Genomic DNA, 15,314 nt, shown 5'->3' with positions numbered 1-15,314 from the left:
AGCAGTGAACGCATTTCAGGTTGCACCGCCGGGTCATATTCCAGACCACCACCGGTTTTTTGTCCTTGGAAAACTGAAGCAAATGGGAGGGTAGTCTGCTTGAATGCCTTGAATAGCGTAACGTATCCGAGGGTTCCACAGTGGCGCAGTAAAGTTTTGAAATTCCAATCATTTTATCTCTTTTCTGATAAGCTCGTTGAGGTATTTTTCGTGGTCGGTTAATGCATCCTTGCACAGGAAAAACCTTGCTTTTCCGGTTTTCTCCCGAATCAGGTTAAGGCCGTCAAAAAAATCCGTGTAAATTTTTGAAAGGATTTCATCCATGCTGGCATTGTGCTCTATGAACTGCTGGATGAGAAAATCCGCTGCATCTTCTTCAAACACGACATTTAAAGCATAGTTCCTGGAAATTTCCAGTTCCATTTCTTTTACGGTGTCATAGAATTTTTTGACCTGTTTAACCGCGTCTTCAATTTCCATGACATGAGCCGTGTAATACTGTGCCAGCATTTTTGTGCGAATCTGTGTTAAGGTCAGCCCGTGACGGATGGAAAATATTTTCCAGTTTTTTGTTATATATTCATTGATATAATCCGAAAAAAGGCCCAGGGCATGGTTGTATTCTGCCTCGTATCGTTCCTTATCATTGCCCTGGATAAGATCGTTTAAAATTAGTTGCGGGGTGATCAGCACCTGTTTGGTAATGGCGAACTGACCCACAGATTCGGAAGGCAGTTTTTCTTCGAACGCCAGCAGGGCTTCTTCAACCACGGAGACAAGCCCCCGGGCACCGGTATTTTCCTTGTGCGCCCTTGACGCCAGCTCTTTTAACGCCTCGTCAGTGAATACCACATCAATCCCGTATGATTTAAAATCAAGGCGTTTGCTTAAAATTACCGGATTATTAGGCATTTTCAGGATGTCGTAAAGATCTTTTTGGGTCAGTTCATCCAGCACACAGCGCACGGGTATCCTGCCGATGAATTCGGACTCAAATCCATATTCCACCAAATCCTCGGACCGGGTCGCCTTTAAAAGTTCATTTTCTTTTCTGGCGTGGGTGAGCGATGCGCCGAATCCGATGGCCTGTTTGCTTAATCGCTTTTTCACCACATCTGTCAGCCCTGAAAACGCGCCTGACAGAATGAACAGAATATTGGATGTATTCACCCGTCTGGCCGTACGTTTCCCGGTTCTCTGGAATGCCTCAAGCTCCTGCATCATGGATACGGGATCATGGGGTACCTTTAAATCGACCTCGGTCTCTTCCATAGGTTTGAGCAGGGCCCGTTGAACCCCTGTCCGGGATATCTGGGCGCCTATGACATTGGGGCTGGCAGCAATCTTGTCCACTTCATCTATATAGACAATACCACACTCCGCAAGCTCAATGTCATCCTTGGCCTCTTTAACCAGATCCCTGATCAGATCCTCCACATCCCCGCCCACATAACCGGTTTCGGAAAATTTGGTGGCATCCGCTTTGACAAAAGGCACCCCGATTTTTTTGGCGATAAGCTTGATCAGATAGGTTTTTCCAATACCGGTGGGACCGAGTAACAGGATATTGCTTTTGATATTACCCGTGATCTTGAACGGTTCCGTGTTCATGGTTTCCTGGTGTCGGATTCGGTTGAAATGGGTGCAGATTTTTGTGGCAAGAACAGATTTAGCCTTGTCCTGTCGAACAACATACTGGTCAAGGTAGCTGATCAGTTCCGAAGGCTTGATATTGAAATCAATCAGCTTTTTTTTCCCCGACGCAGGTGTTGTGCCGGTAATAATCTCCTGTTGGGGCTGGATGGAAGGTGTCAAAATTTTAACACTGCCACCGAATTTTTTGTTCAAAAATTCCCCAAGCTCTTTTTCTATTTTTTTCGGGTCAGGCCCGGTGGCCTCATTGGCCTCATTGTGATAAGTCATAATTATTTATAATAAGGTTGTCTGCCCATAATTCAAGGCGCAAGTTAGACGGCCTATTTCTTTTTTTCCTTAAAATATTCACAGGGCTTTCCAGAAGACTGGAATACTGTGATGCAGGGCAGTTGGCGACTTTTAAACCCCAATGCCCTGCAGCCGTTTGGATGGGCCGGTTCCCAGGTGACATAGAAAAATTGGCACTTGTAACAATTTCTTTTGTTGTCTTCGTCCATATCAATCTATAAAAAAAAAGCCGCGACAATCATGCCGCGGCTTTAAATTAATGGTGCCGAAGGGGAGATTTGAACTCCCACGGGTCTCCCCACACGCCCCTCAAGCGTGCGTGTCTACCTATTCCACCACTTCGGCAAAAAAATATTTATATTCATTCTGATGCTGGTGCCTGCTGTTCTGCTGGTGCAGATACGCCTTTCATGACGCTGGACTGAGCCTGATGCCCTGACATATAAGCCAAGGTCAGAGATGTTATCATGAAAACAATGGCCACGGCCGTGGTAATTTTGGTCAGAATGTTTGCGGGTCCGGCGGCTCCGAAGAGGGCCTGGCTGCCTGCACCACCCATAGACACACCCATCTCTGCGCCTTTGCCGGTCTGCAACAGAACAACAAGTATCAGAAAAATGCAAACTGCGACGTGTATTGCCACTAAAATACTTGTCATATTAAAAAAGTCTAAAACCTAATAATTTCATTAAAATCTTCCGGGTTCAGGCTCGCGCCGCCAACCAATGCACCATCGACATCTTCAAGTTGCATCAGGTCTTTAATATTTCCTGGTTTTACTGATCCGCCGTATAAAATTCGAATCGTTGCAGCCAGACCTTGTGCGTATTTTTCCTTGAGCAGATGCCGCAAAAAACCGTGGACTTCCTTGACTTGATCAGGCCCGGCGGTCTTTCCGGTGCCAATTGCCCATACCGGCTCATAGGCCAGGATCAGGGTGTCAAGATCTCCAAGATCAAAGCCTTTTAACCCATCTGTTATCTGTTTGTCAAGGATAAAAAAAGTTTCATCTGCATCCCGCTGGCTTTCGGTCTCTCCGATGCACATAACCGGGATAAGTCCTGCATCAAGGGCTGAACGGATTTTAAGTCCGACGCTTTCATCGGTCTCGCCAAAATACTGTCTACGTTCGGAGTGGCCGATAATCACGTAATCGGCACCGGCATCCTTGATCATCGGACCGGACACTTCACCGGTAAATGCGCCTTCCGTTCCCGGGTAAATGTTCTGCGCTCCCAGCCGGATCGGGGACGATTTGCCCAGGGCCGCCGCCACCAGGGGCAGGGACAGGGTTGTGGGTGCAATCATGATATCAACGCCATCCACCCCTTTGCTTAAGTGTGCCAGCTGTTTTGCGGCAGCAACAGCCTGGGTACCGGTCTTGTACATTTTCCAATTGCCGGCAATCAATGGAATTCTTGTCATTTTTTCCCTCCTTTAAAGGGCATTGCCCACCATGGCAGCCAGATCAACCATGCGGTGTGAGTAACCGGCCTCGTTGTCGTACCATGAAAATATTTTTACCATCTCTCCGTTGATGACATCCGTGCAGGAGGCATCAACAATGGAAGAAAGCGGACAAGAGTTGTGATCAATGGATACCAGAGGTGTGTCGCAATAGCCCAGATACCCCTTTAGGTTTGTTTCGGACGCCTTTTTAAGTGCCTGGTTGATCATCTCCTTGGTCAGATCCTTTTTCTCGGTGGTGACCACGAGATCCACAAGGGATACATTGGGTGTGGGTACCCGCACGGCAAGGCCGTTGAGCTTGCCTTCAAGCTCGGGCAATACCAGGGAGACCGCTTTGGCTGCCCCTGTGGTGGTGGGAATCATGGACAGGGCCGCTGCCCTTGCCCGGCGCAGGTCTTTGTGGGGAAAATCAAGCAGGCGCTGGTCACCTGTGTAGGAGTGAATCGTGGTCATGAGCCCGCATATAATACCGAAATTTTCCAGCAGAACTTTGGCTACAGGTGCCAGGCAGTTGGTGGTGCAGGATGCATTGGATAAAATATGATGGGCTCCGGGATCGTAATCTTCATGGTTTACGCCCATGACAATGGTGACATCCGGATCCTTGGCCGGCGCAGAAATGATGACTTTTTTGGCCCCGCCTTCAAGGTGTTTGCCAGCGGTTTCACGATTTCTGAAAAGGCCGGTGCATTCCAGGACAATGTCCACGCCGGCATCCGCCCAGGCAATCTGGGCAGGGTCCTTTAACGCGGTTACCAAAATCTGTTGCCCATCCACGGCAATGAACCCCTCTCCATGGCTGACCTCGTTGGGTAAGCGTCTGTGGACAGAGTCGTATTTAAGCAGATGGGCAATGGTTTCGGTGTTGGTCAAATCATTGATGGCCGTAATTTCAATCGCATCATTTTCCAAAGCAGCCCGAAAGACCATGCGTCCGATCCTGCCAAATCCATTAATTCCTATTTTTACCGTCATTATTAGCCTCCTTCAAAAATGAAATTAAGTCCATACCCGAAAGGGGAAAGCAGGCATGGCACAGGTTAGGATAAGGACCGGCTGGTCCCTTTGAGGATGTCGCTGGCAAGGGAAATGCTTTTTTTCCCGTGTTCAATCAGGGCTGCGGTCAATGCTTTAATATCCATCTTCTTCCGGGTTGTTACGGCTTTGAGAAGAATGGGCAGGTTGACGCCTGAAATCACCTCCACCTTTCCTTCTTCAAGAAAGGCGTAGGCCAGGTTTGAAGGTGTACCTCCGAACATGTCGGTTAAAATAATAACGCCATTTTCGCAATAGACATCTTTAATACCCTGTTTGATTTTGTTGCGTAAGATTTCCGGATCCTCTTTGATGTCTATGGCTATGGTCCCAAGTTTTTCCTGCTTGGTCCCTAAAATGAACTCCAAGGTATCAATTAATGCTGCACCCAGATTTGCATGGGTGACAATTAAAATTCCTGTCATAGTTTGCCTGTTATGTTTCTTTGATGTCTCTGTCAATATCTCTGTGCCGCAAGCTTGGGTTCAGCCCCTTTTTCATCAGCCGTTCAAATACGGCCCGGGAAATGGCAACACTACGGTGGCGGCCACCGGTACAGCCCAATGCAAGTGTTAGATATGCCTTGTTTTCTTTTTTATATAAAGGAATGAGATAGTCGATAAGGTCGTTATATTTTTTTAAAAAGGTTTTTGTCTCCGGGTTTTCCAGGACAAAGGCTTTTACCGCATCGGATTCTCCGTCATGGGCTTTGAGTTCCGGCACAAAATAGGGATTTGCCAGAAAACGCAGATCCACCACAATATCCGCATCCACCGGGATGCCGTATTTGTAACCAAAAGACATGATATTCAGTTTCATCAAGTTTTCAAAACCGGTCTCCTTGGATACAAGGTTGTGTATTTCTGCTTTAAGCTGATGAACATTGAAATTAGAGGTGTCAATGATCTGGTGGGCCAGCTTGCGGATGGAGGCCATGCCTTGTTTTTCAGACTTGATACTCTCCAGAAGGTTCTTTTTATCACCCACCGGGTGGTGCCTGCGGGTTTGACTGAACCGTTTGACCAGGGTCTGGGTATCTGCTTCAAGAAATATGATGACTGGAGAAACGCCCATCTCCTCTAAAGCAGAGACGCCTGAAACAAATGTATTTAAAAAAGTTTTTGACCGCATATCCATCACAAAGGCTGCGCCCTTGACTTTGGCGCTTTCCCCCAACAGCAGCTCAAGCACCTTGGGCACAAGCTCCATGGGCATGTTGTCGATGCAGTAAAAGGAGGCATCTTCAAATGCCTGGGCAACAGTTGTCTTCCCGGAACCTGAGATGCCGGTGATGATATAAACCTTGAATTTTTCCATTGTCAAAATTCTTCGTCATTTTCCAGAATGATCTGATGGATTTGCTCTGTTGAACCTGCTGCCAACAGTCGTTCTTTAAACTGATCCATTTTCAGCAGCTTTGAAATCTGGGCAAGAACTTTCAGATGACCGCCTGTGGAGTGCTCAGGTGTCAGAAGCAGAAAGAAAAGATGGACGGGCCGGTTATCCAAAGACTCAAACTCAATTCCTTTAATGCTGCGCCCAAATCCAACAGCAATGGATTTCACCGTCTCCAACTTGCCGTGGGGAATGGCGATGCCGCCGCCGATGCCTGTGGACCCTAAATGTTCGCGTTCCATCAGGACTGCTGCGACATCTTCGACTTCGGCTCCGGCCACGGGAGAAACAGCCTGGGACAGTTCTTTTATGGCCTCTGGTTTGTTTTTGGCTTTCAGGTCTGCGATAATAGCGTCCAGCTTTAGAATGTCACTGATTTTCATTGGCTCCGGCCATCCTATCCTTGGGGGGCAATTAGTCCCAGTTTCCCGTTATTGTGTTTATAAATCACATTGACCTCTTGTGTGCGGGCATTAATGAATACATAAAAAGATTTTTTGCCCGACTCCAGTTCAATCACCGCATCCTCAATGTCCATGGGTTTTGTTTCAAGGGGTTCTTCAATAATATCAACCACGTCCCCGGGCAAAGGTTCCTCAATGCTGAACTCACGGGTATCCGTCAGGCTTGACTTGTTGCCCAACAGGTGTTTCTTTATCTTTTCCTTGTGTTTTGTGATCTGGCTTTTGACTTTATCCGCCAGGATATCAATGGCGGCATACATGCTTTCGGACGCTTCCTTGGCATGGATGTTAAGCGACCCGCTGGTTAAGGTTATTTCGGCAATATGCCTTATTTTTTCAACGCTTAAGACAACATTGGCCTCGGCCGGACCCTCCAGCATCTTGTCAAACCGTTTAAGCTTTTTATTTACATAGGATTTCAGGGGATCGGATGCTTCTATCTGTTTGAACGTGATGGTGACTTGCATAGATGAGCTCTCCCTATAATTGTTTGCGTTTGTTGGACGGCAGAATATTGAGTACTTTTCTGTATTTTGCCACGGTTCGCCGGGCAATCTGAATATCTGATTCCTGCAGAATTGCGGCGATTTTATCGTCACTTAAGGGTGCGTTTGGATCTTCATTGTCAATGAGTTGTCTTATTCTCTCCTTGACGCTGGCCGATGCCATGGAAGGTCCGTCCCCCCGCTCTATGGAGCTGTTGAAAAAATATTTCAACTCAAATAGTCCCTGGGGGGTGTACGCGTATTTGTTTGTGGTCACCCGGCTGATCGTAGACTCATGCATTTCAATATCTTCGGCAATATCTTTTAAAATCAAAGGCCGCAGATAGGCAATGCCCTTTTCAAAAAAATCCCTTTGAAACTTGATGATGCTTTCCATGACCAGATAGATGGTTTTCTGGCGTTGATGAATGGATTTTATCAGCCAGGAGGCGGACTGCATCTTTTCATTAAGATAGGTCTTGGTCTCCTTGGGGATTTTTTTGCCGGTGGCGACGGCTTCCCTGTAGAATCTTGAAATTTTTAATTTGGGAAGGCCGTCATCGTTCATAACAATTTTAAAATCATCACCGACTTTGTAAACATAGATATCCGGGGTGATGTAGGCGGGTTCCTCTGTGGCAAATTTCCTGCCGGGCTTGGGTTCAAGAAACTGGATGATTTTTACTGCAGCCCGCACATCCTCAACGGAAATTTTAAGGGCCTTGGCAATTTTTTTACTGTTTCTGTTTTCAAGATTTTTGAGATGATCCGTAATGATCCGGGTGATGATATCGTTTTCAATGCCCAGTTGCCGGACTTGAATCAAAAGCGTTTCGCACAGGTTTCTGGCACACACGCCGGGGGGGTCAAAGGTCTGGAGCACAGCCAGCACTTTTTCAACGGTTTGAATATCGGCCTCGGCACTCTGGGCCAACTCCTCTACGTCGGCGCATAAATATCCGTCCCGGTTCAGGTTGCCGATGATGACATGACCCAGTCGCTCCTCTTCGTCCGGCAGATCCGAAAGCATCAACTGCCACTTTAAATGGGCTTCAAGGGTTTGTTTCTCGGATGTAAATGATTCGTAATTGAGCGCTTCACTGTTTTCAGACTCCATGTAGATTCTACCGGTGGAGTTGTATTCATTGATATAGTTTTCCCAGTCCGTATCCGAGCGCACCCGCTCTTCAATGGTAACTTCTTTGGCAGGGGCTTCTATTTCCTCTGTCCGGGTTTCGGTTTCCTGGGCAGTGATGGCTTTGTCAGAGGCCTCATCAATGGAGATTTCTTCAAGCGCCGGATTTTGCTCCATTTCCTGCTGGATCATTTCGGCAAGTTCAAGCCTGGAGAGCTGAAGCAGTTTGATAGCCTGTTGGAGCTGGGGTGTCATGACCAGCTGCTGGGTCAGTGCAAGGCTTTGTTGTAATCCAAGTTCCATGATTAAAGTTTAAAATTGTCTCCCAGGTAAATGCGTTTGGCTACTTTGCTTGAAATAATTTTTTCCGGAGGGCCTGATTCCATAACCATACCCTGGCTCATAATATAAGCCGTGTTGCATACGCCTAATGTTTCCCTGACATTATGATCGGAAATCAATATTCCGATGCCTTTGTCGGTAAGCTGGGATATGATTTGCTGGATATCAATAACAGCCAAAGGATCAATGCCGGCAAAGGGCTCGTCCAGTAGGATGAACAAGGGGTCTGTGGCAAGAACCCTTGAAATTTCCAGACGGCGCTTTTCTCCACCGGACAGGGAAGTCGCCTTTTGTCCGGCCAAGGCCAGTATCCCAAGTTCTTCCATCAGTGTTTCGGCTTTCCGGTTGATGTCCGCGACTTTTTTGTCAATAACCTCCAGAATGGCCGTTATATTTTCCCGGACTGTCAGTTTTTTAAATATAGAGGTCTCCTGGGGCAGGTAACCAAGGCCCTTTCTGGCCCTGACATACATGGGATAGCGGGTTATATCCTCCCCGTCAAGATGGACCGTGCCTTTGTCCGGCCGGATCATGCCTACGGTCATATAAAAGGTCGTGGTCTTTCCGGCACCGTTAGGTCCTAGAAGCCCGGTGACCTGACCCTGGTCAACGGTCAGGCTGACGTGATTCACGACGGTTTTACCGCCATAGGTCTTTACGAGGTTTTCCAGTACCAGTCGGCTCATTTATAAAGAACCATCCTGATCTTCGGCATCAAAAAATGCTTCAACCCTGTTTTTTTCGGTGCTTTCCACAACCACCCGGTCCTGGGCCTTAAACAGGGTTATTTTTTTGCCGGAGATCCAGCTTTTTCCCGTAAGCAGACGGGCTTTTTCCCCTGTGAGCACCAGTATTTCATCTGTGGTGTCATAATCCGCCTGATCCGAGAACGCTTTGCGCTCCCCTTCGGTATATTCCACATTCCCCGTGGCAAGAATCCGTTTGACGTTTGATTGGTCTTCCTTTTTGGTTTTTGAGGTATGAAAAAATACTTTGATCGAATTTGCTAAAAGCACACTGTCCGCCCGAACCGCTTTGACGTTTCCCATAAATTCCACCATGGATTGGTTTTTGTCGGCGACCATTTTATCCGAAGTAATTTTCAGGTCTGCCGGCGGCTGTTTCTTCTCAGCAGGTGCCTTCTCCTGGGCTGCAAAGGATACCTGTGCAAAAAGAGTCGACAGCACCAGCAACAAAATCAGAGAAATATTATAAGCTATTGGGATTCTGACTATTTTCACTAAATTGTCCTTCTACGTGTCCTTTTAAGATGATCAGATCCTGGTTTAGCCGGATCTCCATGCTGTCAGCTTTTATCACGGAGTTTACGTCATCAAATGTAACCCTTGAATCAGAGCGTATTATATGCGGTTTTTTGGCATAATGCAATGTTTCACTTGTCAGGGTGTATTGCTGATACCGGATAGTAACATTCTCTGATAAGATCATGTCATGGGTCTTGGTGTCGAGTTCTCCCCGGGTTGCTGTAAGGTGAACTTGTACATTTTGCTTTGTGTAAAAAATAATGTCCACATCTTCAAGGACCGCTTTTTTCGGGTCTTTGAGCAGGGTGGCGCTGGATGCTTTGAGCTTCCATTCGGTAATTCCGTTTTTTTTGGAAATCTGCTCAAGGGCGTTAAGTTTGAGTGCAGCCTTGTCATCCAGCTCAATATTTTCAAGCTTGATAGGCGTGGTGAGCAGGTGGTTGATGTAATAATAAGCACCGACGCCAACAAGAATGAGGCCTAAAAGCACAGCCAGGGGCAGTATCAGGTTTTTTTTGCCGACGCTGCTCATGACAAAAATCTTGAAACGGACTTTTCCCAAAGCCCTTTGGCTTTGAGAATGGCTTCACAAGCCTGGCGGACAGCACCTTTTCCCCCGGGCAGATCCGTAATCATATCTGCCCGGGTTTTAACTTCGGCAGGGGCGTCGGCCACTGTAAAGGCAAATCCGGCCCGGGTCATGGCGGGCAGGTCTATCAGGTCATCTCCCATGAATGCAATATGTGCGGTGTTGATTTGAGTGTTTGCGGATATGGATTCCAATGCCTTGGCCTTGTCCTTGGTACCGTCAACAACCAGGGTGATGCCCAGATTGTCGCACCGGTGGCGCAGTGCCCCGGAGATCCTTGCCGTGACAATCCCCACCTCAACGCCTGCCTCCATGAGCAGGCGAATACCTAGACCGTCTTTGACATTAAAGCTTTTGATCTGTTCACCTGTGTCTGTATAGGTAATGCTGCCGTCGGTGAGGACCCCGTCCACGTCTAAAAGCAGCAGCCGGATATCTGCCAATGGTGTTGTCATAGAGACTGTCCTGCAACTTTTCTGATATTAACCAGATGGGTCAAAAGATTTTTCATTTGACTTAAGGGGATGGAGTTCGGTCCGTCGCACAAGGCTTTGTCCGGATCGGGGTGGGTTTCCATGAACAGGCCGTGGGCACCGCAGACCACTGCGGCCTTTGCAAGGGGTGCTACAAACTGTCTTTCCCCTGCCGATGCATTGCCGCTGCCGCCGGGAAGCTGCACACTGTGGGTGGCATCAAAAATTACGGGCAGGCCCAATTCCCGTAGAATCTGTATGGATCTGAAATCCACCACAAGGTTGTTATATCCGAAACAAGTACCGCGTTCCGTGATGGCAATGTCACGGTTCCCTGTAGATTCGGCTTTCTCAACGATATTCCGGCAATCGGCCGGTGCAAGGAACTGCCCTTTTTTAATATTTACAGGTTTACCTGTCCTGCAGGCGGCCAAAATCAGGTCTGTCTGTCGGCATAAAAATGCAGGGATCTGTATAATATCAAGTACTCGTGCAGATTTTTCCGCCTGGTCAGGCAAGTGAATGTCCGAAAGAACAGGGATGTTCAGTTCTGTTTTGATCTGTTTTAGGATTTCAAGGCCGCGTTCGGGGCCGGGACCTCTGAATGACTGAACCGAAGTGCGGTTTGCTTTGTCATAGGATGCTTTGAAAATATAAGGAATACCTAAGTCGCTTGTGACCTGTTTCAGGTGTTTTGCAATGCCAAGGCTTGTGTCTAAATCCTCTATAACACAGGGTCCGGCAATGAGAAAAAAACGATCTGGATTGTTATGGGTCAGGTCAAAAAAAAAGTTTGTCATAGAGCTTTTCCTTCAAACAAAAAAAACAAATGATGATACCCCTAATTATTATTCGTCCGGGTAAATGTCAAGGTGGATCAGTGCCGGGGAAAATTCCTTGATAAGAAAGGCGTTTGCTGATATCCTAAATTCGTTTTTAATGTGGTCGTCTAACCTCTTGAAAAATAAGGTTGTTTGATGAAAAGGACGCTGTTTCTGATTGTATTCCTGGCAATTGTCGTGCCTGTGGGCTGGGTTCTGTTTTGCAAATATGAGGGCGATCTCCCCCAAGCTGATATCAGTTTGCCCTCCCAGTATCTGAAACAATCCTATGAAATAAACATGACCGCAACGGATAAAGGGGTCGGTTTGAGGCATGTCACTGTTTCCATAGTGCAAAAAGATAATGAAAAAGTCCTTTTGGATAAATCTTATCCACCCGCTTCCATTCTCTCTTTGTTCAGTGATAATGCAATCGTGTCAGATACCTTTGTGATTCCCGTTGAGACGGGTAAATACGGGATGAGCGACGGCCAGGCCGTTATCCGGATTGTTGTAACGGATTATGCCTGGCGTAAATGGACCAAAGGCAACCGCTTTTACGAAGAGCGGCCGGTGATCATTGATACGGTGCCGCCCCGATTCCAGGTTTTAACCTCCCAGCATAATGTGTCCAAGGGCGGGGTCGGCCTTGTGATTTATAAACTTGATGAAGAAAATGTTCAAAGCGGCGTCAGGGTAGGGGATAATTTTTTTCCCGGATATTCCGGTGTATTTAATGATCCCCTTGTAATTACAGCCCTCTTTGCTCTGTCCCACACCCAGGGACCTGATACCCGTATTTTGGTAGAAGCCCGGGATCCTGCCGGAAATGAGACCAAGCGCGGATTTTATCATTACATTAAAGATAAGACCTTCAGGTCAGACACCCTGAACATCTCAGACGATTTTCTGGAATTCAAAATGCCGGACTTTAACTTAGGCCCTCTGGAAGCGCAATTTTTGACCGAACAGAATCCTTTGCTGGCAAAATTTTTATATATTAACGAAACCCTTCGCCGGCAGAATCTGGAAACCGTACTTAAAGTACCTTCGGATACCCGTGCCGAGTTGATGTGGAAAGATCGTTTCAACCGCCTTTCCGGGGCCGCAAACCGGGCCCAGTTCGCAGATAAACGCACATACAAATACAATGGAAAGGTTGTCAGTCATTCCACCCATCTGGGTATTGACCTGGCCTCTACATCGAATGCGCCGGTGGGGGCGACCAACAATGGACGGATCATCATGGCGGAAAATGTCGGCATTTTCGGCAATACCGTTATCATTGACCACGGGCTTGGTCTTGCCAGCCTTTATGCCCATTTAAGCCAGATGAGCGTGGCCAAAGGCGATATGGTCAAAAAGGACGATATTATTGGCCGAACCGGCCTGACCGGGCTTGCCGGAGGCGATCATCTGCATTTTTCCATGATGCTTCACAATGTGTTTATCAACCCCGTGGAGTGGTGGGATCCGGCCTGGATAACAAACAACATCACCTCAAAAATTGAGTCTGTTAAAGCGCAGATTCAGTAAACGAATAACCTTTAAAGAAAATCAGGACAATTTAAATCATGAGCACCTGTCAGGTGAATAAGACCTACGAAGAGATAAACGCCAAAATTGCGGCCGGCCAGGCTGTGGTGGTAACGGCGGAAGAGATTATTGATATCGCGGCAAAAGAAGGGGTTGTGGAAGCGGCCCGCAAAGTGGATGTGGTGACCACCGGGACCTTTGCGCCCATGTGTTCATCCGGGGCTTTTATAAATATCGGCCAGTCCTCGCCTGTGATTCGCACGACCAAAACCTGGTTCAACAATGTACCGGCCTATTCGGCCATTGCAGCGGTGGACTGCTATCTGGGGGCCACGGCTGTTTGTGAAGAAGATCCCTTGAATAAATATCACCCGGGAGAGTTCAATTACGGGGGCGGGCATGTCATTCAGGATCTTGTGGCCGGTAAACAGGTACACGTGAGGGCGGAAAGTTACGGTACCGATTGTTATCCCAATCTTGCAATTGAGAAAACCGTGACCTTAAAGGATTTGCCCAATGCCATCCTGTGTAACCCGAGAAATGCATATCAGAACTATAATTGCGCCGTCAACCGGTCGGACAAGACAAAGTACACGTACATGGGCACCCTTAAACCAAATATGGCCAATGCCAACTATTCCACTTCCGGTTGTTTGAGCCCTTTGTTCAACGATCCCTATTTGAAAACCATCGGGTTGGGTACAAGGATTTTCCTGGGCGGCGCCCAGGGATACGTGACCTGGACCGGTACCCAGCATAAAAAAGATGTGGACAGAGGCCTGAACGGCGTGCCCTTGAGCGGGGCCGGGACCTTATCCGTTATCGGGGACCTTAAGCAGATGTCTCCCGAGTGGCTGGTGGGGCAGAGCATCCGCGGCTATGGGGTGTCGCTGTCTGTGGGGCTTGGCATCCCCATTCCCATTTTAAATGAAGAGATCCTCAAATATACGTCAGTTTCTGATGAAGAGATTTTTACACAAATCATCGACTACGGATATGATTACCCCAAAGGCATCTCCAGGTCTTACGGTCAGGTCAGTTATGCCGAGCTTAAAAGCGGCACCATCATGATCAAGGGGGAACCCGTTCCCACGGTGCCTTTATCCAGTATGGTCAAGGCAAGAAAGATTGCCCAGATTCTGAAAACCGAAATCCAGAAATCCAGATTTTATATCGGGGTCCCCCAGCATCTGTTCTGCTGATAAGAGATTAAAAAATAATGACTAAAAAAAAGAAAAGCGCCTGGCTGGAGAATATTGAAGCGATTCTCATTGCCATTGTTATTGCTCTGTTTATCCGTGCCTTTATTGTCCAGGCCTTTAAGATCCCTTCGGGTTCAATGCTTGAGACCCTTCAGATCGGAGATCAGATTCTTGTCAATAAATTTATTTACGGGGTGAAAATTCCTTTTACCGACGGAAAAACCCTGATCCCGGTGAAAAATCCCCAGCACAATGATATTGTGGTGTTCAAATATCCGGAAGATCCGTCCAAGGATTATATCAAGCGGGTTGTTGCCGTTGCAGGCGACACCCTGGAAATTGTGAATAAAAAGCTGTATGTCAATGAAAAAGTTGTCACTGACCAGCCCTGGGCCCAGTACAAGGATCCCCGGATTCTGCCGGGTCAGATTACCACCCGGGATAACTTAAGAAAAATCATCGTGCCTGCCAACAAGCTTTTTGTCATGGGAGACAACCGGGATAACAGCCATGACTCGCGGTTCTGGGGTTTTGTGGATTTAAGTGAGGTGCGGGGCGAAGCCATGATTATTTACTGGTCCTGGGACAAGGCGCATTTCAGCGTCCGTTTTAACCGGATCGGCACTTTGCTGTTTTAAGGAATACTACATATGCGGTTTGAAAAAAAAGATATTCTGGATATTGATTCCCTGACCCGTGAGGAGATCACGTATATCCTGGACACTGCCCGGGGGATGAAGGAGATCTCCCAGCGGGCCGTTAAAAAAGTGCCCACCCTCCGCGGCAAAACCATTGTGCTTTTTTTCCAGGAGCCGTCAACCCGGACCAAGATCTCTTTTGAGTTGGCCGGCAAGCGTCTTTCTGCAGACACGGTTTCCATATCCAAGTCCTCCTCCAGCATTGTCAAGGGGGAAACATTAAGGGATACGGTCAGGACCCTTGAGTCCATGAAGCCTGATATCATCGTGATGCGCCATTCATCTTCGGGCGCGGCGAGCCAGGTGGCGAAATGGGTGCAATGCTCGGTTATCAACGCCGGAGACGGTACCCATGCCCATCCCTCCCAGGCCCTTTTGGACATGATGACGATCCAGGAGGAAAAAGGCGGGTTTGAGGGGTTAAAGGTTTGCATTGTCGGCGATATTTCCCATTCCAGGG

At 47.6% G+C, this 15,314-nt stretch carries 17 protein-coding genes, 1 tRNA gene and 2 pseudogenes; 4 read left to right on the top strand and 16 right to left on the bottom strand.

From position 1 onward, the window contains the following. The 16 genes and pseudogenes from B3D59_RS10330 to kdsA form a co-directional block, all read right to left on the bottom strand. Window positions 1–172: pseudogene (locus tag B3D59_RS10330) on the bottom strand (12,18-didecarboxysiroheme deacetylase); the annotation flags it as partial. Next, window positions 169–1,923 carry an AAA family ATPase gene (locus B3D59_RS10325; protein ID WP_286819566.1) on the bottom strand — a complete coding sequence of 585 codons (1,755 nt, stop codon included), beginning with the start codon at window positions 1,921–1,923 and terminating at the stop codon, window positions 169–171. The gene B3D59_RS10325 and the pseudogene B3D59_RS10330, both read right to left, overlap by 4 nt. A 281-nt stretch (window positions 1,924–2,204) precedes the next feature. Continuing rightward, a tRNA-Leu gene (locus B3D59_RS10320) sits at window positions 2,205–2,289 on the bottom strand. A gap of 16 nt (window positions 2,290–2,305) precedes the next feature. Then, on the bottom strand, window positions 2,306–2,587 hold the full coding sequence (secG, locus tag B3D59_RS10315; protein ID WP_286819562.1) for a preprotein translocase subunit SecG: 282 nt from the start codon (window positions 2,585–2,587) through the stop codon (window positions 2,306–2,308). Window positions 2,588–2,613: 26 nt separating this feature from the next. Beyond that, window positions 2,614–3,369, bottom strand: a complete 756-nt coding sequence (gene tpiA, locus B3D59_RS10310; RefSeq protein WP_286819559.1) for a triose-phosphate isomerase — start codon at window positions 3,367–3,369, stop codon at window positions 2,614–2,616. A gap of 12 nt (window positions 3,370–3,381) precedes the next feature. Continuing rightward, window positions 3,382–4,389: a type I glyceraldehyde-3-phosphate dehydrogenase gene (gap, locus tag B3D59_RS10305; RefSeq protein ID WP_286819555.1), complete on the bottom strand. Its 1,008-nt coding sequence runs from the start codon at window positions 4,387–4,389 to the stop codon at window positions 3,382–3,384. 65 nt (window positions 4,390–4,454) lie between these two features. After that, complete coding sequence (locus B3D59_RS10300) at window positions 4,455–4,874, bottom strand: PTS sugar transporter subunit IIA (RefSeq protein WP_004071989.1); 420 nt, start codon at window positions 4,872–4,874, stop codon at window positions 4,455–4,457. 10 nt (window positions 4,875–4,884) lie between these two features. Next, a complete protein-coding gene (rapZ, locus tag B3D59_RS10295; protein WP_286819554.1) occupies window positions 4,885–5,766 on the bottom strand; it encodes an RNase adapter RapZ in 882 nt (293 codons plus the stop codon). 2 nt (window positions 5,767–5,768) lie between these two features. Next, window positions 5,769–6,227 carry a PTS sugar transporter subunit IIA gene (locus B3D59_RS10290; protein WP_286819553.1) on the bottom strand — a complete coding sequence of 153 codons (459 nt, stop codon included), beginning with the start codon at window positions 6,225–6,227 and terminating at the stop codon, window positions 5,769–5,771. A gap of 14 nt (window positions 6,228–6,241) precedes the next feature. Continuing rightward, window positions 6,242–6,775, bottom strand: coding sequence for a ribosome hibernation-promoting factor, HPF/YfiA family (gene hpf, locus B3D59_RS10285; RefSeq protein ID WP_277003270.1), 534 nt, complete (start codon window positions 6,773–6,775; stop codon window positions 6,242–6,244). Between the two features lie 13 nt (window positions 6,776–6,788). After that, window positions 6,789–8,231: an RNA polymerase factor sigma-54 gene (rpoN, locus tag B3D59_RS10280; protein ID WP_286819550.1), complete on the bottom strand. Its 1,443-nt coding sequence runs from the start codon at window positions 8,229–8,231 to the stop codon at window positions 6,789–6,791. 2 nt (window positions 8,232–8,233) lie between these two features. Then, the gene (gene lptB / locus B3D59_RS10275) at window positions 8,234–8,956 is read right to left on the bottom strand and encodes an LPS export ABC transporter ATP-binding protein (protein WP_286819549.1); all 723 of its coding nucleotides are present in this window, start codon (window positions 8,954–8,956) and stop codon (window positions 8,234–8,236) included. Then, complete coding sequence (locus B3D59_RS10270; protein ID WP_286819548.1) at window positions 8,957–9,511, bottom strand: LptA/OstA family protein; 555 nt, start codon at window positions 9,509–9,511, stop codon at window positions 8,957–8,959. It abuts the gene before it with no gap. Continuing rightward, window positions 9,480–10,067, bottom strand: a complete 588-nt coding sequence (gene lptC / locus B3D59_RS10265) for an LPS export ABC transporter periplasmic protein LptC (RefSeq protein WP_286819547.1) — start codon at window positions 10,065–10,067, stop codon at window positions 9,480–9,482. Before lptC ends, B3D59_RS10270 begins: the two co-directional genes overlap by 32 nt. Further along, window positions 10,064–10,579 carry a KdsC family phosphatase gene (locus tag B3D59_RS10260; RefSeq protein ID WP_004072006.1) on the bottom strand — a complete coding sequence of 172 codons (516 nt, stop codon included), beginning with the start codon at window positions 10,577–10,579 and terminating at the stop codon, window positions 10,064–10,066. Before B3D59_RS10260 ends, lptC begins: the two co-directional genes overlap by 4 nt. Then, window positions 10,576–11,397, bottom strand: coding sequence for a 3-deoxy-8-phosphooctulonate synthase (kdsA, locus tag B3D59_RS10255; RefSeq protein WP_286819545.1), 822 nt, complete (start codon window positions 11,395–11,397; stop codon window positions 10,576–10,578). Before kdsA ends, B3D59_RS10260 begins: the two co-directional genes overlap by 4 nt. 177 nt (window positions 11,398–11,574) lie before the next feature. Between kdsA and B3D59_RS10250 the strand changes: the two genes are divergently transcribed. The 4 genes and pseudogenes from B3D59_RS10250 to B3D59_RS10235 form a co-directional block, all read left to right on the top strand. After that, window positions 11,575–12,954 carry a M23 family metallopeptidase gene (locus tag B3D59_RS10250; protein ID WP_286819544.1) on the top strand — a complete coding sequence of 460 codons (1,380 nt, stop codon included), beginning with the start codon at window positions 11,575–11,577 and terminating at the stop codon, window positions 12,952–12,954. Between the two features lie 38 nt (window positions 12,955–12,992). Next, window positions 12,993–14,156, top strand: a complete 1,164-nt coding sequence (locus B3D59_RS10245; RefSeq protein ID WP_286819542.1) for a homocysteine biosynthesis protein — start codon at window positions 12,993–12,995, stop codon at window positions 14,154–14,156. Between the two features lie 17 nt (window positions 14,157–14,173). After that, on the top strand, window positions 14,174–14,794 hold the full coding sequence (lepB, locus tag B3D59_RS10240) for a signal peptidase I (RefSeq protein WP_286819541.1): 621 nt from the start codon (window positions 14,174–14,176) through the stop codon (window positions 14,792–14,794). A 12-nt stretch (window positions 14,795–14,806) separates the two neighbouring features. Then, a pseudogene (locus B3D59_RS10235) lies at window positions 14,807–15,314 on the top strand (aspartate carbamoyltransferase); the annotation flags it as partial.

It is taken from the genome of Desulfobacter sp. UBA2225 (assembly GCF_002348205.1).
Lineage (GTDB): Bacteria > Desulfobacterota > Desulfobacteria > Desulfobacterales > Desulfobacteraceae > Desulfobacter > Desulfobacter postgatei.
The sequence above is the reverse complement of the archived record's forward strand: the minus strand, read 5'-3'. Positions and strand labels throughout refer to the sequence as shown.